A 19,843-nucleotide genomic window follows, 5' to 3' on the forward strand; every position below is an offset into this window, starting at 1 on the left:
CTGCCAAAGCGGCGTAAGCGGGGCCAGGGACGCAGGGGGCGGGCGCTGCCAGCGGTCATGGCTCGATCGCCATACCCACCAGCGGCGCGCCCTCGCCCACCAGGCCCAGGGGCCGGGTGGCGCCGGTGGCCAGGTCCACCTGGTGCAGGCGGGTCTGGTTGTCGGCCGCCGTGCGCACCGCAATCAGGGCGGTGTTGCCCACGTCGGCAATGTCAAACGCCACGTCGCTCAGCGGCCCCAGGCCCAGCGACCCCACGGTGCGCAACTGCCCGGTGTTGGGCGAGACCACGGGCGTGGTGCCCTCGCGCGAGCCCTGCATGACCAGCACGCCCAGCGCCCGGTCGATGGCGTAGTTGGTGGTGATCTTGCTGTCGTTGGGGTTGTAGGTGTAGGCGGCCCCCGCGATGTCGGGCTTGCGGCGGGCGTTCACGTCGGCCCAGGCATAGCGCAGGGCGGGGTCGGGCTGCACGCCCTCCACGGCCGGGTCGCCGTCCACGGCGGCCCCGGTGTCGGGGTGCAGGCGCAGGTTCTGGCCGGTGTTGGACACCACGCGGATGCGGTCGGCCGCCGGGTTGAAGTCAAAGCCGAACACGCTGCCGACGAGCGGCAGCACCGCTGGCGCAGCCCCCACCGGGCGCAGCGCCCCCGTGGGGATGTCGAGCGTGTACAGGCGCCCGGCCTGCGACAGCGCATACAGCACGCCCTTGGCCACGCGGAAGTCAATGCCCACCAGTCGGTCGCCTGCGGGCAGGCCGGTGACCGGGCGCCGCTCCAGGATGCGGCCGGGCTGGCCCGCATGGAAGGTGATGAGTTCGTGGGCGCTGGTCACCGCCACCACCGCTTCGCGCAGGCCGGTGTCGGGCGCGGGCGTGGCCGCACACCCTGCGAGCAGCGCCACCACCACGGCCGCCGGTACGGCGCGCAGCGCCGAAGAACAAAAAGTGGGATGCATAAAAGACCTCGCAACTGTTACAGGTTTATACCTGATCGCCCTCCGGCCGTCGCCCCCCGGGGCAAACCCGCAGGGCCTTGGAGTGCTATCAATAACAATAGCAATAAAGGCATATCCATTGCGCGGTAGCAGCACTTTTTATGCAAATTCTGCGTCCACGTCCTGTTGCACTTTGGTGCTGCCGCGCCACCACAACAGGGCGACTCATTTGTAACAAATGCAGCCATGCAATTCGGGCATGTCCCCATCCGCAACGCTCATGACACATTTTGAGATTTCTGCCTACACTGCGTCGAACGTGCAAGGGCCCGGCCTGTCCCTGTGGGCACCGATATTGCTTCGGTCCATGCGCACCGGTCAGTTCGCGCCGACCTGAATCCCCCGATCCCCTGACGCCCACCGAGACACAAGGACTTCCATGCCTGCCGCCGCTTCTCTCAAATCCTTGTCGATCTCCAGCCGGCTCAGCCTGGGCTTTGGCTGCATGCTGGTGCTCATCATCGCGGTGGCGGCCCTGGGCCAGCTGTCGGTGAGCCAGGTCAACGGGCAAATGCACCAGATCACGGGCACCGGGGCCAACAAGGCCAAGCTGGTCAATGGCATGCTGGAGAGCGTGAGCGCCATCGGCATCCAGAGCCGCTCGGCCGCCATGCTCAACGACATCGACCCCAAACAGGCACGCGCGCAGATCGAGGCGGTGGACAAGACGCTCAAGGAGTACGCCACCCAGGAAACCGCCCTGGCCGCGCTGCTCACGCCCGACGGCGCCACCCCGGCCGAGATCAAGCTGCTGGCCGAGGTGCAGGAACTGGGCCGCAAGGCGCGCCCCGAACTCGCCAACGCCATCAAGGCCGCCGACGACGGCGACACCGTGAGCGCCACGCTGGCGCTGATGACCCGCGTAGCCCCGGGCGAAACCGCCTGGCGCGCCAAGCTGCGCGAACTGATCGAGTTGCAGAACAGCCTGAATGCCGAGGCCACGGCGTCCGCAGAGAACACCCAAAGCCAGGCGCGCCTGGTGGGCGGCCTGCTGGTGGCGCTGGCCATTGGCCTGGGCGCCCTGATTGCGTGGCGCATCACCACCAGCATCACCGCGCCCATCGGCCGCGCCGTGGTGGTGGCCGAGCGCATTGCGCGCGGCGACCTCACCTCGCAGGTCGAAGTACGCATCCATGACGAAACCGGCCGCCTGCTCGAAGCGATTGCCGCCATGCAGGAGCGCCTGCGCACCTTGGTGGGCGAGATCGGCCAGACGGCCGACTCCATTCTGGTGGCCAGCTCCGAGGTGGCGTCGGGCAACCTGGACCTGAGCCAGCGCACCGAGCAGACCTCGCACAACCTGCAAAGCGCCGCCAGCTCGCTGGTGGAGCTGACCGGCACCGTGTCGCAAAGCGCCGACTCGGCCCGCCAGGCCAACCAGCTCGCGTCCACCGCATCCGATGCGGCCACACGCGGTGGCGAGGTGGTGGGCCAGGTGGTGCGCACCATGGACACCATCAGCGCCAGCTCGCGCAAGATCGCCGACATCATCAGCGTGATCGACGGCATCGCGTTCCAGACCAACATCCTGGCGCTGAATGCGGCCGTGGAAGCCGCCCGCGCGGGCGAGCAGGGCCGGGGCTTTGCGGTGGTGGCGGGCGAGGTGCGCAACCTGGCCGGCCGTTCGGCCAACGCTGCGCGCGAGATCAAGGCACTGATTGGCACCAGCGTCGATCAGGTGCAGGAAGGCAGCACCCTGGTGAACCACGCGGGCAAGACCATCGAGGAGCTGGTGCTATCGGTGCGCCGCGTGTCCGACATCATGGGCGAGATCACCGCCGCCACGCAGGAGCAGAGCCAGCGCATCGGCCATGTGAGCCAGTCGGTGGGCGCGCTGGAAGAAATGACGCAGCAGAACGCCGCCCTGGTGGAAGAAGGCGCGGCCGCCGCCGACAGCCTCAAGGACCAGGCCGGGCGCCTCACGCAGATGGTGGGCACCTTCCGCCTGTCGCGCAGCGATGGCGGCGGCGAGGACAGCTGGGGCCCGGGCAATCCCACGGCCGCCCCGACCCCGGTGCCTGCCCCGGCCTTGCGCAGCGCGCCACCGCGCGCTCCGGCGCTGAAGCCGCGCGGCAAGCTGCCGTCGCTGCCGCGCTGAGCGCCGGGTGAGGCTTAAAGCAGGCTCTTAGCTCCCCTTGAACTGGAAGATGCTGGAGCGCAGCGCCGCCAGGTCCAGCACCCGCAGGCCGCCATATTCGATGCGGATCGCGCCCTGCGCCTCCAGCGCGGCCAGGGCCTCGTTCACGCGCTGGCGCGACAGCCCCACCAGGTAGGCCAGCTCCTGCTGCGTGATGCGCAGCACCTCGCCCACGCCCGGGTACAGCACGGGGTTGAACAGCGACGCCAGGCTGCGCGCCACACGCACGTCGGGGTTGTTCAGCCGGTCGATCTCGCGCGCGGCGATGAACTGGCCCAGGCGCTCGTTGAGCTGGTTCATCACAAACCGGTTGAAGCCGATGGAGTGGTCCAGCAGCCAGTGGAAGGTGTCGATGGGCAGGCCCGCCACGATGCTCTTGCGCAGCGCCTGGATGTTGTAGCGGTAGGGCTCGCGCTTGATGGTCGTGCCCTCGCCAAACCAGCCGCCGGGCGGCAGGCCGGCATAGGTCATGGTCTGGCCCTGCGCGTCGTCGCTGCTCATCTTCAGCAGCCCCTCCACCACCCCGAACCAGTAGGTCACCGGGCGCCCTACCCGGCACACGTAGTCGCCCGGCTGGGCATCGCCCACCAGCAGCGAGGCCACGGCGCGTTCGCGCTCGGCGGGCTGCAGCTGGTCCAGCCACGGGATGCCGCGCAGTTCGTCGGTGGTGGGGGGGCGCCGCCGCTGGTGCAGCGACAGGTCCTGATTGATGCGGGAGTCCATGGGCGCGGTCCGGTCGATGGGGTCGGGGGATACGGGAAATCCTGATCCGAATTGTCGTCAGAAAGACAAAAAAATGCCAATCTCCACCGGATGATGGCGCCTCCCCCGGCCCTGGAACCTGTGCAAGGTCTTCGCGAAACCGGGGCTACCGAGGAGACAACACATGAACCAACACCGATCCACCGCGCCGGACGCCGCCATCCCCGCCCACGCTGCACAACGCCGTGGCCTGGGGCGGCGCCAGGCCCTGGCCGCCGTGGCCGCCCTGCCCTGGGTGGGGCTGGCGGGCCTGCCCGGGCGCGCTCACGCGCAGGACGGCGCGATCAAGATTGCGCAGTCCACCGCCCTCACCGGCCCGCTGGGCGACCTGGGCTCGGCCATGCACCAGGGCGCCAAGGCGGCGTTTGCGGCCATCAATGCGCGCGGCGGCGTACATGGCAAGGCGATTGAACTGACCACGCTGGACGACACCTACGATGTGCCCAAGGCGCTGGCCAACGTGGAGCAGTTCCTGGCAGACCCGGCCACCTTTGCACTGTTCAACTGCATGGGCACGCCCATGATCGACGCGATGCTGCCCAAGGTGATCGAGAGCGGCATCCCGTTTTTTGCGCCCTTCACCGGCGCGCAGCTCAGCCGCACCAAGGCGCGCAGCGTGTTCAACATCCGCGCCAGCTATGCCGACGAGGCCGAAAAGCTGGTGCAGCACCTGTCCACCATCGGCATCCAGCGCATCGGCATCGTTTACCAGAACAATGCGTTCGGCAAAGAGGTGTTCAGCGCAGCCAAGCAGTCCATGGACCGGCTCAAGCTGCCCGAGGCCCTGACCGTGACGGTGGAGAGCAATGCCTCGGACGCGGGCAGCGCCGCCGCCAAGCTGGCGGGCGGCAACCTGGAGGCCATCGTGATTGGCCTGGCGGGCAAGCCCACGCTGGAGTTTGTGAAGGCGTTCCGGGCACTCAAGCGTGGCGTGACGCTGTATGCGCTGTCGGTGATGGGCACGCCCGCCACCGTCAAGGCCCTGGGCGCCGACGCCACGGGCATGGCGATCTCGCAGGTGGTGCCCCTGCCCTCCAACGTGGTGATGCCGGTGGTGCGCGAGTTTCAGACCGCCTGGAAGGCCTCGGGCGCCACGGCCGAGCCCTCGCACCTGGCGCTGGAGGGCTACATCAACGCCCGCGTGTTTGCCGAAGCCCTGCAGCGTGCAGGCCGCAACCCCACGCGCGCGGCCTTCATCGACGCGACCTGGAACCTCAAGAAATGGGACCTGGGCGGCTTCGAGATCAGCGCCAGCGCACCCGAGCGCAACGCCTCGCGTTTTGTGGAGCTGACGCTGGTGGGGCGCGACGGGCGTTTTATCCGCTGACCTGGCGGGCGCTGACGCAGCGCCCCGCTGAGGCGGAAAAAATGCTACTAAATAGATAGCTTAAAAGGCATACCTATCGCGCGCAGAGGCCGTTTTTTCCTCAAACTTCAGGCCCCGCCAGCGCCCCACCGGGCTACTGCGATGCCAGCCCGTAGCGGTAGCCCTTGAACGACCAGATGGTGCGCCCGGGCTCGATCTTCTCCAGCAACAGCCCCGGGCCGGCCGGGTCGCCCTCGTGCAGCACCTGGCCGTTGACGATGGCCATGCGGTATGCCGGGTTGGCCGAGTAGGTGACGCCCGAAATCTTGAGCGAGGGCAACTGCGCGCGCACGGCCTCGGGCAGGTCGCCCTGGGCGAACACCGTGCCGGTGGCCGTGGTAGGCGCGGGTGCGGCAGCCACGGCGACGGGCTCGGGCGTCCGGGGCGGAACCACCCCACGCGCGGTATCGCGGGCCACGTCACGGGCAGGATCACGGGTGGGCTCGGCACGGGAGCGGGCGGGCGCCGCAGGCGGCTCAGCGACCCGGGGCACAGGCGCGGGTGGTGCAGCTTTTTCGCGTGGCGGCGGCGCCGCGCTGCGTTTTTCGGCGGGACGCGACTCGGGCGCAGGGGCCTCCACCGCAGGTGCCGGGGCCGAAGGCGGCCCAGCGGCCGGTGCCACCTGTGCTGCTGGCGCCGTCGGTGCTGGGGCGATAGCCACCGGGGCAGGCTGGGGCGCTGCGGGCACCGCTGCGGGCGCGGGTCCGGGAGCGGGGGTCGCAGCCACCACCACCGGCGCAGGGGCCGGACGCTGCATCACCCACCAGGTGCCCGCCACGGCCACAGCCGCCACGGCCACCCCGGCGCTGGCCATGAGCCAGGGCGAGGCGGATGTCCGCCCGACCACCGGCGCCGCGCCGGGCACCGGCACCGCCTGCGAATGCAGCCCGGGCACGCCGCCCCGCCCCCGTTCGGCTTCCGCGCGCCGCAGCGCATCAAGGATGTAGGACATGGGGATCAGGCTCCTGTGCGCAGACGGGGTTCGCTCACGCCGTTGACGCGGTTGAGCAGCATGAGAGTGAGCGGACCGGCGCGGCCATCGGGCGTGACACCCTGGGCCAGCTGAAAGCGCTGGATGCGCGCCTGGCGCGCGGCGGGGGTGGTGGCCCGAGCGCGTGCGCCCGTGCCAGCGCCACCTGCGGCGGGCGTGGCCAGTTGCTTGTCGAGCCAGGCGGCACCGGCCGTGCTCTCGGCAATGTCGCCCTTGTCGGGCATGCCGATCGGGGCGCGCCACAGGGTGGCAATGTCGCCGCGCCACACCTGGGCCAGCTCGGCCACGGGCACCTGCAGCGTGCGACCTGCGCCTTCGAGCGTGGCGGTGTCGCCGTCCAGGCCGCGCAGCACGGCGGACACGGCGCTGTCGCCATCGTCCGAGGGGAACAGCGTGAGCAGCACCGGCCGGTCGATCTGGCGCACCAGGTTCAGGCCCGCCCGGCGGTTGCGGTAGCAGCGCAGCCCCTCGCGCGGCAGCGTGGCACAGGCATCGGCCCCCTCAGGCACGCTGGCCCCCCAGCGGGTGGCCAGCGCCTGCCAGGCCGGGCCATCGCTGGCGGGCAGTGCTGCCAGAAACTGCTGCAGTTCAGACAAGGGCGCGCCCACCACCGGTGCCGTAGACGGGGTGGATGCGGCTGCTGTTGCCGTTGTTGCCGTTGTTGCCGCTGCAGCAGCACCCGCTGTCGAAGCCGCACTGGCGGCTGCGGCCGGGGGCTGTGCACGCCCCCCCGCCACCACCGCCGCGCTGGCAGGCAATGCGGGCGCCGTGGCTGCCACCGGCGCACCCGCACCGCGCGGGGCCGGCGTGGGCCAGGCGCCCAGCGCCCAGCCGCCCGCGGCCACCAGCGCGGCCCCCGCCACGGCGCCCAGGCCTGCCACCGCCCAGCGGGGCAGCAGGGGCTGGCCCTGGCGCGCGGCGGCGGCTGACGCCGGGGCATCGAACACTTCACGCGCAGCGCGGTTCACCGTGGAGGCATTCACCTCGCGCACCCCGGCGGCATAGGCGCCCAGCAGGGCCCGGTCACACAGCAGGTTGATGCGCCGGGGCACGCCGCGCGACAGGGCATGCACGCGCGCCATGGCGCGCTGGCTGAAGGGCATGGGGCCCTGCAGGCCCGCCACGGCCAGACGGTGGGCGATGTACTGCTGGGTCTCGCGCGGGCTCAGCGCATCGAGGTGGAAACGCGCAATCACGCGCTGCGCGAGCTGTTCCAGCGCGGGGCTGGCCACCATGGTGCGCAGCTCGGGCTGGCCGATCAGGATGATCTGCAGCAGCTTGCGCTCGCTGGTCTCCAGGTTGGTGAGCAAGCGCAGCTGCTCCAGCACATTGGCCGAGAGGTTCTGCGCCTCGTCGATGATGAGCACGGTGTTGCGCCCCGCCGCGTGCGCGGCCAGCAGCGAGGCGTTGAGCGGGTCGATGTAGTCCTTCACCGTCTCCACACCACCCGGCACCATGGGCTTGTGCGGCACGCCGAACTCGTCGCAGATGGAGCGCAGCAGCTCCCGCACCGTGAGCTTGGGGTTGAAGATGTAGGCCACGTTGCAGTGCGCCGGAATCTGCTCCAGAAAACAGCGGCACACCGTGGTCTTGCCCGCCCCTACCTCGCCGGTGAGCAGCACAAACCCGCCGCCTGCATCCAGCCCATACAGCAGGTGGGCCAGGGCCTCGCGGTGGCGCTCGCTCATGAACAGGTAGCGCGGGTCCGGGGCGATGGAAAACGGGGGATGCTGGAGACCGAAAAACGGGGCGTACATGGCTTGGAGGATACCGCCCACCCGCAGGCAGGGTTTTACCCACCCGGGAGTTACCCCTAAATTGTCGTCGGCAAGACAAGATGGCGTCAAAGTGGGTCCTAGCATTCCCCCATCGCGCAATCACAAGCCTGCGCCCCCGGCTGTCACCGGGCTGACACCTTCTCACTTTCAGGAAGCTGCAATGTTGACCACGTTCCCGCAACTGCTGCTCAAGCATGCCACCGAGCGCCCCACGGCCCCGGCCCTGCGCGAAAAAGAATATGGCATCTGGCAAACCCACAGCTGGGCCGACCTGGTGCGCCTGGTGGAACAGGTGGCCGCCGGCCTGCACCTCGCGGGCCTGAAGCGCCACGAGCACATGGTGGTGATCGGCGCCAACCGCCCCCGCCTATACGCCACCATGCTGGCGGCACAGTCGCTGGGCGCCATCCCCGTACCGCTGTACCAGGACGCAGTGGCGGCCGAGTGCATCTTCCCGCTCAACAACGCCGAGGTGCGCTTTTGCCTGGTGGAAGACCAGGAGCAGGTGGACAAGCTGCTCGAAATCCGCGAGCAGTGCCCGCAGATCTCCAACATCTACTTTGACGATCCGCGCGGCCTGCGCAATTACCAGGAGCAGGGCCTGGCATCGCTCGATTCGCTGATCGAAGCCGGTGCCGCCCATGTCGCCAAGCACCCCCAGTGGTTCCGCGCCGAGGTGGCCAAGGCCAGCCCGGACGACGTGGCCGCGATGTTCTTCACCTCAGGCACCACGGGCAACCCCAAGGGCGTGGTGCACACCCACAGCACCCTGCTGGACCGCGCGAGCGCAGGGGCCGAGTTCGACAAGCTCACCAGCAGCGAAGAGGTGCTGGCCTACCTGCCTCCGGCCTGGATCGGCCAGAACATCTTCAGCTACGCCCAGTGGCTGGCCTGCGGCTACGTGGTCAACTGCCCCGAGTCGGCCAGCACCGTGACGATCGACCTCAAGGAGGTCGGCCCCACGTACTACTTTGCGCCGCCCCGCATTTTTGAAGGCCTGCTCACCAGCGTGATGATCCGCATGGAAGACGCAGGCGCCCTCAAGCGCAAGATGTTCCACGCCTGCATGGCCGTGGCCAAGCGCGTGGGCCCGGCACTGATGGACGGCGAAACCGTGGGCACCCTGGACCGCATCAAGTACGCGCTGGGCAACCTGCTGGTGTACGGCCCGCTGCGCAACAACCTGGGTTTCAGCCGCGTGCGCGTGGCCTACACGGCGGGCGAAGCGATCGGGCCCGACCTGTTCACCTTCTACCGCTCCATCGGCATCAACCTCAAGCAGCTCTACGGTTCCACCGAGACCGCCGTGTTCGTCTGCCTGCAGCCTGACAACCAGGCGCGCGCCGACACGGTGGGCGTGCCCATCCGGGGCGTGCAGATCAAGGTGGCCGACAACGGCGAGATCCTGGTCAAGTCGGCCGGGCTGCTCAAGGAGTACTACAAGAACCCCAAGGCCACGGCCGAGGTGCTCACGGCCGATGGCTGGTACCACACCAGCGATGCGGGCTTCCTCGACGCCCATGGACACCTCAAGATCATCGACCGCGTCAAGGACGTGGGCCGCATCAAGGGCGGCGCCAACGACGGCGCGATGTTTGCGCCCAAGTATGTGGAGAACAAGCTCAAGTTCTTCCCGCACATCAAGGAAGTGGTCGCACTGGGTGACGGCCGCGAGAAGGTGTGCGTGATGGTCAACATCGACTTCGACGCCGTGGGCAACTGGGCCGAGCGCCGCAACCTGCCCTACGCGGGCTACACCGACCTGGCGCAGAAGCCCGAGGTGTACGAGCTGGTGCGTGAGTGCATCGAAAAGGTGAACGCCGACCTGGCGACTGACGCCCTGCTGGCGGGCAGCCAGGTGAGCCGTTTCCTGGTGCTGCACAAGGAGCTGGACGCCGACGACGGCGAGCTGACCCGCACCAACAAGGTCCGCCGGGGCTTCATTGCCGAGAAATACGCGGTGCTGGTGGACGCGCTCTACGCGGGCCGCACCGAGCAATACATCGAAACCCAGGTCAAGTTCGAAGACGGCCGCACGGGCAGCGTGAGCGCCACCCTGAAGCTGTCGGACACCAAAACGTATCCCAGCATGCGGAGGGCCGCATGATGGGATCGTTTCAGAGGAGGCTCACTTGCGCAGCAAGTTACGCCGGAACTAAGACCTACGCACCCGTGAAGGCTGCTGCATGAAGCCCGCGCTCTACCCGCTGGAGAAGCCCCCCACCATGACCACCAAGAAGATCGGCGACGTCATCCTCGACGTCAAGAACATCAGCCTCCGGTTTGGCGGGGTGAAGGCACTCACCGACATCTCGTTCAACGTGAAGGAGCACGAGATCCGCGCCATCATCGGCCCCAACGGCGCGGGCAAAAGCTCCATGCTCAACTGCATCAACGGCGTGTACACACCGCAGGACGGCTCTATCACCTTCCGGGGCAAGACGTTCTCGCACATGAACTCGCGCCAGGTGGCCGAGATGGGCGTGGCGCGCACCTTCCAGAACCTGGCGCTGTTCAAGGGCATGAGCGTGATCGACAACATCATGACCGGCCGCAACCTCAAGATCAAAAGCAACCTGTTCCTGCAGGCGCTGCGCCTGGGCCCCGCCGAGCGCGAGGAGATGGCCCACCGCGAGAAGGTCGAGCACATCATCGACTTCCTGGAGATCCAGGCCCACCGCAAGACCCCCGTGGGCCAGCTGCCCTATGGCCTGCAAAAGCGCGTGGACCTGGGCCGGGCTCTCGCCATGGAGCCGCAGGTGCTGCTGCTCGATGAACCCATGGCCGGCATGAACGTGGAAGAGAAGCAGGACATGTGCCGCTTCATCCTGGACGTGAACGACGAGTTCGGCACCACCATCGTGCTCATCGAGCACGACATGGGCGTGGTGATGGACATCAGCGACCGCGTGGTGGTGCTGGACTACGGCAAGAAGATCGGCGACGGCACGCCCGACGAGGTGCGCAACAACCAGGACGTGATCAGCGCCTATCTGGGCACATCGCACTGAAGCCCCCGAAAGCGCAGGAGACAACAACATGGGATTTTTTCTTGAAACACTGCTGGGCGGCCTCATGGCCGGCATGCTGTATTCGCTGGTGGCGCTGGGCTTTGTGCTGATCTACAAGGCCTCGGGCGTGTTCAACTTTGCGCAGGGCGCGATGGTGCTGTTTGCGGCGCTGGCCATGGCCCGCTTTGCCGAATGGGTGCCCAAGTGGACCGGCCTGGACAACCAGATCGCCGCCAACCTGATCGCCTTTGTGCTCGCAGGCGCGGTGATGTTTGTGGTGGCCTGGGTGATCGAACGCCTGGTGCTGCGCCACCTGGTCAACCAGGAAGGCGCCACGCTGCTCATGGCCACGCTGGGCATTGCCTACTTCATGGAGGGCCTGGGCCAGACGATTTTTGGTGGCGACATCTACAAGATCGACATCGGCATGCCCAAGGACCCGATGTTTGCGCTGGAAAGCCTGTTCCAGGGCGGGATCCTGATCAACAAGGAAGACGTGATTGCCGCCGCCATTGCCGCCGCGCTGGTGGTGGCCCTGTCGCTGTTCTTCCAGAAGACCTCCACCGGCCGTGCGCTGCGCGCCGTGGCCGACGACCACCAGGCCGCCCAGTCCATCGGCATCCCGCTCAACCGCATCTGGGTGATCGTGTGGTGTGTGGCCGGCGTGGTGGCCCTGGTGGCCGGGATGATCTGGGGCAGCAAGCTGGGCGTGCAGTTCTCGCTGGCCACGGTGGCGCTGCGTGCGCTGCCAGTGGTGATCCTGGGCGGCCTCACCTCGGTGCCGGGCGCCATCATCGGCGGGCTGATCATCGGCGTTGGCGAGAAGCTGTCGGAGGTGTACCTGGGCCCCTATGTGGGCGGGGGCATCGAGATCTGGTTTGCGTATGCACTGGCGCTGGTGTTTCTTCTCTTCAGGCCGCAAGGCTTGTTTGGGGAGAAGATCATTGACCGCGTGTAACTCATAACAAGAACAACAGGAGACCTTCCATGCTCTACCGCGAAAACGGCCAGTTCAAGACCAGCTACCGCGCCGACCAGCAGATCTTCCCGATTGCCCAGGACCGCATCGCCATCGCCCTGCTGCTGGCCGTCGCCTTTGTGGCGGTGCCCATGCTCGCCAGCGACTACTTCTTCCGCGCCATCCTGATCCCGTTCGTGATCATGTCGCTGGCGGCCCTGGGGGTGAACATCCTCGTGGGCTATTGCGGCCAGATCTCGCTGGGCTCGGGCGCCTTCATGGCCGTGGGGGCCTATGGCGCCTACAACTTCTTTGTGCGGCTGCCCGGCCTGCCGCTGATTCCCGCACTCATCCTGGGCGGACTGTGCGCCACGTTCTTCGGCATCCTGTTCGGGCTGCCCAGCCTGCGGGTGAAGGGGCTGTACCTGGCGGTGGCCACGCTGGCCGCACAGTTCTTCAGCGACTGGATGTTCCTGCGCATCCGCTGGTTCACGCTCGACACGCCCTCGGGCTCGGTGTCGGTGTCCAACCTGCAGGTCTTCGGCCTGCCAATCGAAAGCGCCACCTCCAAGTACCTGTTTTGCCTGGCGATCCTGGTGGTCATGGCACTGATGGCCAAGAACCTGGTGCGCGGCGCGATTGGCCGTGAGTGGATGGCTATCCGCGACATGGACGTGGCCGCCTCGGTGATCGGCATCCGCCCCATGTACGCCAAGCTCAGCGCATTTGCCGTCAGCTCCTTCATCATCGGCGTGGCCGGTGGCCTGTGGGCCTTTGTGTACCTGGGCGCCTGGGAACCCGGCGCGTTCTCGGTGGACATGTCGTTCCGCCTGCTGTTCATGGTGATCATCGGCGGCATGGGCTCCATCATGGGCAGCTTCTTCGGCGCGGCCTTCATCGTGGTGCTGCCCATTGCGCTGAACCAGTTCCTGCCGCTGTTCCTGGGGCTGTTCGGCATCAGCATCTCCACCGCCGGTGTGTCGCACGCCGAGCTGATGATCTTTGGCGGCCTGATCGTGTGGTTCCTGATCGTGGAACCCCATGGCCTGGCCAAGCTGTGGTCGATGGGCAAGCAGAAGCTGCGCCTGTGGCCCTTCCCGCATTGAGCGGCTGCCCCGACTTTTCCGCATCCACCAAGAGGCTTGCTCGATAACACCGATGCGTTCTGCAGCGATTGTTGTTTGACTGAAGGCCCATGTGATTTCGCAGTGCTTCAACCACTTTATTGACAGGAGACAACCATGAAGCTTCGTACCCTGGTTCTGGCCGTGGCCGCTGTGGCCGCCGGTGCATCGGTCGTATCGACCAGCGCCTTCGCGCAGGCCAAAGAACAGTTCATCCCGGTGCTGTCGTACCGCACGGGCCCCTACGGCCCGAACGGCGCGCCCTGGGCCAATGGCTACGTGGACTACCTCAAGCTGGTGAATGCCCGGGGCGGCATCAATGGCGTGAAGCTCGCGTTTGAAGAATGTGAAACCGGCTACGACACGGCCCGCAGCGTGGAGTGCTACGAACGCCTCAAGGGCAAGGGCGCGTCGTTCGTGCAGCCCCTGTCCACGGGCGCCACGTTTGCCATCACCGAGAAGGCCCCTGCCGACAAGATCCCGGTGGTGACCATCGGCTATGGCCGCTCCGAAAGTGCGGACGGCAGCGTGTTCAAGTGGAACTTCCCGATCGCGGGCACCTACTGGGTGGCGGCCGATGCCATCCTGCAGGCCATTGGCAAGAAAGAAGGCGGCCTGGACAAGCTCAAGGGCAAGAAGATCGCCCTGGTCTACCACGACAGCCCCTATGGCAAAGAGCCCATCCCGCTGATGCAGGAGCGCGCCAAGATGCACGGCTTTGACCTGCAGCTGCTGCCCGTGACGGCGCCCGGCGTGGAGCAAAAGGCCACCTGGCTGCAGATCCGCCAGGCACGCCCCGACTACGTGGCACTGTGGGGCTGGGGCGTGATGAACTCCACCGCCATCAAGGAAGCCCAGGCCACTGGCTACCCGCGCGAGAAGATGTACGGTGTGTGGTGGGCCGGTGCCGAGCCCGACGTGAAGGACGTGGCCGACGGCGCCAAGGGCTACAACGCCGTGACCATGCAACACGGCGCCGAGCCCCAGTCCAAGCTGGTCAAGGACGTGCTGGCCCAGCTGCACGACAAGGGCCAGGGCACAGGCCCCAAGGACGAAGTGGGCCAGGTGCTGTACATGCGCGGCGCCATGAGCGCGATGCTGGGCGTGGAAGGCATCCGCGCTGCGCAAGAGCGTTTTGGCAAGGGCAAGGTCATGAGCGGCGAACAGGTGCGTTGGGGCCTGGAAAACCTGAACCTGACCCAGCCCAAGCTGGATGCGCTGGGCTTTGCGGGTGTGATGCGCCCCATCAGCACGTCGTGCACCGACCACATGGGCGCCGCCTGGGCCCGCATCCACACCTGGGATGGCAAGGCCTGGAAGTTCACATCCGACTGGCTGCAGGCTGACGAACAGATCATCAAGCCGCTGGTGAAGGCAACGGCAGCGAAGTACGCAGCCGAGAAGAAGCTGACGCCGCGTACGCCGGAAGACTGCCAGTCTTGATTCGGTACATCCCCCTGAGGCGCTGACGCGCCTTCCCCCTTCTCTCGAATCGCTGCGCGATTCGGGAAGGGGGACGCCACCGGTGCGGCGGGGCGGCCCTTGCACGGTGGCCCTGGCATTGGGCGGCGACCGTATCAACGGCCGGTGACGAAGCGGTTGCTCCATTTTTGTGAGCAGCCGCCAATCCAAAGAGTTGCCCCTGCAGCAACTTTTTGGATTGGCACAGCGAAGGCAACACCATGGACTCTAAAAACATTGTTCTCAACGTCAACGGCATCGAGGTCATCTACAACCACGTGATCCTGGTGCTCAAGGGTGTGTCCCTGCAGGTGCCGGAAGGCTCCATCGTGGCCATCCTGGGGGGCAACGGCGCGGGCAAGACGACCACGCTGCGCGCCATCTCGAACCTGCTGCAGGGCGAGCGGGGCGCGGTCACCAAGGGCAGCATCGAGCTGCGCGGCGAGCGCATCGAGAATTTGTCGCCCGCCGACCTGGTGCAGCGCGGCGTGGTGCAGGTGATGGAGGGGCGGCACTGCTTTGCCCACCTGACCATTGAAGAGAACCTGATGACGGGCAGCTACACCCGCACCAGCAAGGCCGAGATCGCGGCGAACCTGGAGAAGGTCTACAACTACTTCCCGCGCCTCAAGACGCGCCGCACCTCGCAGGCGGCCTACACCTCGGGCGGCGAGCAGCAGATGTGCGCCATTGGCCGCGCACTGATGGCCAACCCCAGCATGGTGCTGCTGGACGAACCCTCCATGGGTCTGGCGCCGCAGATCGTGGAAGAGGTGTTCAACATCGTGCAGGACCTGAACAAGAAGGAAAAAGTGACCTTCCTGCTGGCCGAGCAGAACACCAACATGGCGCTGAAGTACTCCGACTACGGCTACATCATGGAGAGCGGCCGCGTGGTGATGGACGGCGCCGCGAGCGACCTGGCCAACAACGAGGACGTGAAGGAGTTCTACCTGGGCGTGGGCGGCGGCGAGCGCAAGAGCTTCAAGGATGTGAAGAGCTACAAGCGGCGCAAGCGCTGGCTTGCTTAAGGTGCCCCCTGAGGCGCTGGCGCGCCTTCCCCCTCAGGGGGACGCCACCAGCGCGGCGGGGCGGCCCTAGCGCGGTGGCGCTGGCATCGGCCGCGCCAGTTTTCAAGGCAGCGTCTTTTCGAACCCAGTTTCAACTACTCCTGTTTTTATAGCTGCTTACGCTTGATGCAAAAGCGCTAGAGGCATATTTCACTCAAACAACCTCACAAGGAAACCCAGGCATGAGCACGTTCTATGACGCCCTGGAAACGCGCAGCCCCGCCGAGCGCGAAGCGGCCTTGATGGCGGCGCTGCCGCAGCAGATCGCCCATGCCCAGAAGGCGTCGCCCGCCTTTGCCGGCATCCTCGCGGGTGTGGATGCCAAAACCATCACCAGCCGCGCCGCCTTGGCGCAGCTGCCCGTCACGCGCAAGTACGAGCTGCTGGAGCGCCAGCAGGCAGGCCGCGCCACCAATGTGTTTGGCGGCTTCAGCGCGCTGGGATTTGGCCCCGGCATGACGCGTGTGTTTGCCAGCCCCGGCACCATCTACGAGCCCGAGGGCACACGGCCTGACTACTGGCGCATGGCGCGCGCCATCCACGCCGCTGGCTTTCGCGGCGGGGAGCTGATCCACAACAGCTTCAGCTACCACTTCGTGCCTGCGGGTTCGATGATGGAAACCGGCGCACACGCGCTGGGCTGCACCGTGTTTCCCGGCGGCACGGGCCAGACCGAGCAGCAGGTGCACGCCATGGCCGAGCTGAAGCCTGCGGGCTACATCGGAACGCCCAGCTTTCTGAAAATCATTGTCGAGAAGGCCGCCGAGCTGGGCGTGGCGCTGCCCACCGTCACCAAGGCCCTGGTGTCGGGCGAGGCGTTTCCGCCCTCGTTGCGCGACTGGTTTGCCGAGCGCGGCATTGCGGGCTACCAGTGCTACGCCACCGCCGACCTGGGCCTGATCGCCTATGAAACATCAGCCCGCGAAGGCCTGGTGCTGGACGAAGGCGTGATCGTGGAGATCGTGCGCCCCGGCACCGGCGACCCGGTGCCCGAGGGCGAAGTGGGCGAGCTGGTCATCACCACGCTCAACCCCGACTACCCGCTGATCCGCTTCGGCACCGGCGACCTGTCGGCCGTGCTGCCCGGCCCCTGCCCCACCGGCCGCACCAACACCCGCATCAAGGGCTGGATGGGCCGTGCCGACCAGACCACCAAGGTGCGTGGCATGTTTGTGCACCCTGGGCAGATCGCCACGATTGCGCGGCGCTTTCCGCAGGTGCTGCGCGCGCGCCTGGTGGTCAGCGGCGAAATGGCCAACGACCAGATGGTGCTGCAGGTCGAGACCACCGAGACCGCCGAGGGCCTGGCCCACCAGCTGGGCGACGCCATCCGCGAAGTGACCAAGCTGCGCGGCGAGGTGCAGATGGTGGCGCCGGGCACGCTGCCCAACGACGGCAAGGTGATCGAGGACGCGCGGAGTTATCGGTAACCGGGGCCGCTTGCGACGCCGCCCCCTGGGGAACGCCACCCGTGGCCTGGCAAAGCCGGTTCCACGCTGGCTCTGGCATTGGCAGGTGCCGGTTTCAGGGGCCCGCTGCGGGTTTTCGCCCCGGAGGAGACGGGTTTGCGGCAGCGCAAGACATGTCCACTTCATGCCCATTTGGCGCGCCGGGGAACCGCAGTGTTTACCCTAACAATCGCTATATTATTGATAGCGAACAAAGCAATACAGACGAGCGCAACAGGCCTGTAGAGCTTAAAAACCATGCCACCAGTGTGCTACGTACTATCCGCAATGTTTCCGCAAATCCCCCTCGCTATCATGGCCCGTCATTTACAGGAGAGACCATGAAAAAGATGCTGAAACTCGCACTGATTGCTGCCGCCGCAGCCGCTGCCTTTGGCGCCAGTGCCCAAGAGTTCCCCGCCAAGGACAAGACCGTCACCATCGTGGTGCCCTTTGCCGCCGGTGGCCCCACCGACCGCGTGGCCCGCGACCTGGCCGAAGCACTGCGCAAGCCCCTGGGCGCCACTGTGGTCGTAGACAACACCGCCGGTGCGGGCAGCTCCATCGGCGCCGCCCGCGTAGCCCGCGCCACCCCCGATGGCTACACGCTGCTGCTCAACCACATTGGCATGTCCACCATGCCTGCGCTGTACCGCAAGCTCTCGTTCAGCGTGCCCAACGACTTTGAATACCTGGGCATGGTCAACGAAGTGCCCATGACGCTGATCGCGCGCCCCACCATGCCCGCGAACAACTTCAAGGAACTCACGGCCTGGATCCAGCAGAACAAGGGCAAGATCAACCTGGGCAACGCCGGCCTGGGCGCTGCGTCGCACCTGTGCGGCCTGATGTTCCAGAGCGCCATGCAGGTGGACATGACTGCCGTTCCCTACAAGGGCACCGCCCCCGCGATCACCGACCTGATTGGCGGCCAGATCGACTTGCTGTGCGACCAGACCACCAACACCACCTCGCAGATCGAAGGCAAGAAGGTCAAGGCCTATGCCGTGACCACCGCCAAGCGCCTGACCACGCCCGCCCTGAAGGACTTGCCCACGCTGGCTGAATCGGGCCTGAAGGACTTCAACGTGAGCATCTGGCACGGCCTGTACGCGCCCAAGGGCACGCCTGCCGATGTGCAGAAGAAGATCAATGACGCCCTCAAGACCGCTCTGAAGGACCCCGAGTTCATCAAGAAGCAGGAAGCCCTGGGCGCCGTGGTCGTGACCGACAAGCGCGTGGACGGCCCCGAGCACAAGAAGTTTGTGGCCGCCGAAATCGACAAGTGGGGTGCCGTGATCAAGGCCGCCGGCACCTACGCCGACTGACCTGGCAGCAGCGCTGCCCAACCGGGCGGCGCGGCATCGCATCACCGCCCTCCTCCAGCCACCGCGCCACACGGCCCGGTGGCTTTCTTTTTTTTGACGCCCCGTTGCGGCACCCCGACTGGCCCATCACGGCGACACGCGCGACGACTTGCAAGGCCGCGACACCCTCGGGTAATCCCATCTGCCCGGGCCGCACACACCCGCGTAGAACAGAGGGCAGACACGCCGAACAAGCACAGACAGCGGCGCAGGCTTCCACTGGTTTCAACGAGGAATGGCTTCCATGGCACACGCACACGACTTCCGCACCCCGGCGCGCTCCAGCGCGCAGATCCAGGCCCGCGCCCATGCGCGCAGCCGCCGCAAGGCCGTGGCCCTGGCCTTCACCCTGAGCGCGCTGGGCGCACTGGCCGTGGCCGCCGCCGGTGCGCTGCTGGCACCGGGCACGGCCCATGCCCAGGCGACCGCCCCTACAGGTGCAAGCTGGCCGACCAAGCCCGTGCGCATCGTGGTGCCGTTTGCGCCTGGGGGTACCACCGACATCCTGGCGCGCGCCATGGCGCCGGAGCTGTCCAAGGCCTTCGGTCAGCAGTTCATCGTGGACAACCGCGCGGGCGCCGGTGGCAATGTAGGCGCCGAGGTGGTGGCCAAGTCACCGGGCGACGGCTACACCCTGCTCATGGGCACGGTGGGCACCCACGGCATCAACCGCGCGCTGTATGCCAAGCTGCCCTACGACCCCATCAAGGACTTTGTGCCCATCACCCTGGTGGCCGCCGTGCCCAATGTGATGGTGATGAACACCGACAAGGCCAAGGCCCTGGGCGTGACCAATGTGCAGGACTTCATCCGCGTGGCCAAGGCCAGCCCCGGCAAGATGAACATGGCATCGAGCGGCAACGGCACCTCCATCCATCTGGCAGGCGAGCTGTTCAAGAGCATGACCGGCACCTTCATGCTGCACCTGCCCTACCGGGGCTCGGGACCGGCGCTCCTGGACATGGTGGCGGGCAACGCCGACGTGATGTTCGACAACCTGCCCTCGTCCATGGCGCAGATCAAGGCGGGCAAGCTGGTTGCGCTGGCCGTGACCAGCGCAGAGCGCTCGGGGGCCTTGCCCGACGTGCCCACGGTCGAGCAGGCAGGCGGCCCCACGCTCAAGGGTTATGAGGCCAGCTCCTGGTTCGGCCTGCTGGCCCCGGCAGGCACGCCGCCCGACATCGTGAACCGCATCCAGCAGGAGGTCGCCAAGTCCCTGGCCACACCGGCCATGAAGGAACGGCTGCTGGCCCAGGGCGCCATCCCTGGCGGCAACACCCCGGCCGACTTTGCCAAACACATCGACAACGAACACCGGAAATGGGCGCAGGTGGTAAAGACCTCGGGCGCCAAGGTGGACTGATACAGACAGGGTGCGC

The 19,843-nt window shown here is 67.0% G+C and carries 15 protein-coding genes; 11 read left to right on the top strand and 4 right to left on the bottom strand.

Annotated elements, in window-relative coordinates; genetic code table 11:
• Positions 1–55: 55 nt before the first annotated feature.
• Positions 56–952, bottom strand: coding sequence for a DUF4394 domain-containing protein (locus CBY09_RS10315; RefSeq protein WP_094289147.1), 897 nt, complete (start codon positions 950–952; stop codon positions 56–58).
• Between the two features lie 418 nt (positions 953–1,370).
• Between CBY09_RS10315 and CBY09_RS10320 the strand changes: the two genes are divergently transcribed.
• On the top strand, positions 1,371–3,089 hold the full coding sequence (locus CBY09_RS10320; RefSeq protein ID WP_094289149.1) for a methyl-accepting chemotaxis protein: 1,719 nt from the start codon (positions 1,371–1,373) through the stop codon (positions 3,087–3,089).
• A gap of 27 nt (positions 3,090–3,116) precedes the next feature.
• Here CBY09_RS10320 and CBY09_RS10325 read toward each other — a convergent pair whose 3' ends face one another.
• Positions 3,117–3,851: a Crp/Fnr family transcriptional regulator gene (locus CBY09_RS10325; protein ID WP_094289151.1), complete on the bottom strand. Its 735-nt coding sequence runs from the start codon at positions 3,849–3,851 to the stop codon at positions 3,117–3,119.
• 163 nt (positions 3,852–4,014) lie between these two features.
• Here CBY09_RS10325 and CBY09_RS10330 point away from each other — a divergent pair, with 163 nt between their 5' ends.
• Positions 4,015–5,217 (top strand): ABC transporter substrate-binding protein, encoded by a 1,203-nt coding sequence (locus CBY09_RS10330; RefSeq protein ID WP_240515670.1) that lies wholly within the window; start codon positions 4,015–4,017, stop codon positions 5,215–5,217.
• A 133-nt stretch (positions 5,218–5,350) separates the two neighbouring features.
• Here the strand turns inward: CBY09_RS10330 and CBY09_RS10335 are convergent, their stop codons facing one another.
• Entirely contained in the window at positions 5,351–6,208 is an 858-nt protein-coding gene (locus CBY09_RS10335) for a general secretion pathway protein GspB (protein ID WP_094289153.1), read from the bottom strand.
• A 5-nt stretch (positions 6,209–6,213) separates the two neighbouring features.
• Entirely contained in the window at positions 6,214–8,004 is a 1,791-nt protein-coding gene (locus CBY09_RS10340; RefSeq protein ID WP_094289155.1) for an ExeA family protein, read from the bottom strand.
• A gap of 181 nt (positions 8,005–8,185) precedes the next feature.
• Between CBY09_RS10340 and CBY09_RS10345 the strand changes: the two genes are divergently transcribed.
• The 9 genes from CBY09_RS10345 to CBY09_RS10385 all read left to right on the top strand — a co-directional run bounded on the left by CBY09_RS10345 (position 8,186) and on the right by CBY09_RS10385 (position 19,827).
• A complete protein-coding gene (locus CBY09_RS10345; protein ID WP_094289157.1) occupies positions 8,186–10,132 on the top strand; it encodes an AMP-dependent synthetase/ligase in 1,947 nt (648 codons plus the stop codon).
• Between the two features lie 118 nt (positions 10,133–10,250).
• On the top strand, positions 10,251–11,036 hold the full coding sequence (locus CBY09_RS10350; protein ID WP_094289440.1) for an ABC transporter ATP-binding protein: 786 nt from the start codon (positions 10,251–10,253) through the stop codon (positions 11,034–11,036).
• A 28-nt stretch (positions 11,037–11,064) separates the two neighbouring features.
• Positions 11,065–11,994, top strand: a complete 930-nt coding sequence (locus tag CBY09_RS10355) for a branched-chain amino acid ABC transporter permease (protein ID WP_094289159.1) — start codon at positions 11,065–11,067, stop codon at positions 11,992–11,994.
• A gap of 29 nt (positions 11,995–12,023) precedes the next feature.
• A complete protein-coding gene (locus tag CBY09_RS10360; RefSeq protein WP_094289161.1) occupies positions 12,024–13,100 on the top strand; it encodes a branched-chain amino acid ABC transporter permease in 1,077 nt (358 codons plus the stop codon).
• 135 nt (positions 13,101–13,235) lie between these two features.
• Complete coding sequence (locus CBY09_RS10365; RefSeq protein ID WP_094289163.1) at positions 13,236–14,561, top strand: ABC transporter substrate-binding protein; 1,326 nt, start codon at positions 13,236–13,238, stop codon at positions 14,559–14,561.
• Between the two features lie 239 nt (positions 14,562–14,800).
• The gene (locus CBY09_RS10370) at positions 14,801–15,610 is read left to right on the top strand and encodes an ABC transporter ATP-binding protein (RefSeq protein WP_094289442.1); all 810 of its coding nucleotides are present in this window, start codon (positions 14,801–14,803) and stop codon (positions 15,608–15,610) included.
• Positions 15,611–15,831: 221 nt separating this feature from the next.
• Positions 15,832–17,079, top strand: a complete 1,248-nt coding sequence (locus CBY09_RS10375; RefSeq protein WP_094289165.1) for a phenylacetate--CoA ligase family protein — start codon at positions 15,832–15,834, stop codon at positions 17,077–17,079.
• 359 nt (positions 17,080–17,438) lie between these two features.
• Positions 17,439–18,425, top strand: a complete 987-nt coding sequence (locus CBY09_RS10380; protein WP_094289167.1) for a tripartite tricarboxylate transporter substrate-binding protein — start codon at positions 17,439–17,441, stop codon at positions 18,423–18,425.
• Positions 18,426–18,708: 283 nt separating this feature from the next.
• Positions 18,709–19,827, top strand: a complete 1,119-nt coding sequence (locus tag CBY09_RS10385) for a Bug family tripartite tricarboxylate transporter substrate binding protein (protein ID WP_094289444.1) — start codon at positions 18,709–18,711, stop codon at positions 19,825–19,827.
• The last annotated feature ends 16 nt before the right edge of the window (positions 19,828–19,843 follow it).

This window comes from Acidovorax kalamii (genome assembly GCF_002245625.1).
Classification (GTDB): Bacteria; Pseudomonadota; Gammaproteobacteria; order Burkholderiales; family Burkholderiaceae_C; genus Acidovorax; species Acidovorax kalamii.

Bases quoted from the DNA above. Each gene is read 5' to 3' on its own strand.
- CBY09_RS10320 (WP_094289149.1), top strand. From the start codon at position 1,371: ATGCCTGCCGCCGCTTCTCTCAAATCCTTGTCGATCTCCAGCCGGCTC.
- CBY09_RS10350 (WP_094289440.1), top strand. From the start codon at position 10,251: ATGACCACCAAGAAGATCGGCGACGTCATCCTCGACGTCAAGAACATC.
- CBY09_RS10330 (WP_240515670.1), top strand. From the start codon at position 4,015: ATGAACCAACACCGATCCACCGCGCCGGACGCCGCCATCCCCGCCCAC.
- CBY09_RS10340 (WP_094289155.1), bottom strand. From the start codon at position 8,004: ATGTACGCCCCGTTTTTCGGTCTCCAGCATCCCCCGTTTTCCATCGCC.
- CBY09_RS10360 (WP_094289161.1), top strand. From the start codon at position 12,024: ATGCTCTACCGCGAAAACGGCCAGTTCAAGACCAGCTACCGCGCCGAC.
- CBY09_RS10345 (WP_094289157.1), top strand. From the start codon at position 8,186: ATGTTGACCACGTTCCCGCAACTGCTGCTCAAGCATGCCACCGAGCGC.
- CBY09_RS10315 (WP_094289147.1), bottom strand. From the start codon at position 952: ATGCATCCCACTTTTTGTTCTTCGGCGCTGCGCGCCGTACCGGCGGCC.
- CBY09_RS10335 (WP_094289153.1), bottom strand. From the start codon at position 6,208: ATGTCCTACATCCTTGATGCGCTGCGGCGCGCGGAAGCCGAACGGGGG.
- CBY09_RS10355 (WP_094289159.1), top strand. From the start codon at position 11,065: ATGGGATTTTTTCTTGAAACACTGCTGGGCGGCCTCATGGCCGGCATG.
- CBY09_RS10325 (WP_094289151.1), bottom strand. From the start codon at position 3,851: ATGGACTCCCGCATCAATCAGGACCTGTCGCTGCACCAGCGGCGGCGC.
- CBY09_RS10365 (WP_094289163.1), top strand. From the start codon at position 13,236: ATGAAGCTTCGTACCCTGGTTCTGGCCGTGGCCGCTGTGGCCGCCGGT.
- CBY09_RS10375 (WP_094289165.1), top strand. From the start codon at position 15,832: ATGAGCACGTTCTATGACGCCCTGGAAACGCGCAGCCCCGCCGAGCGC.
- CBY09_RS10370 (WP_094289442.1), top strand. From the start codon at position 14,801: ATGGACTCTAAAAACATTGTTCTCAACGTCAACGGCATCGAGGTCATC.
- CBY09_RS10380 (WP_094289167.1), top strand. From the start codon at position 17,439: ATGAAAAAGATGCTGAAACTCGCACTGATTGCTGCCGCCGCAGCCGCT.
- CBY09_RS10385 (WP_094289444.1), top strand. From the start codon at position 18,709: ATGGCACACGCACACGACTTCCGCACCCCGGCGCGCTCCAGCGCGCAG.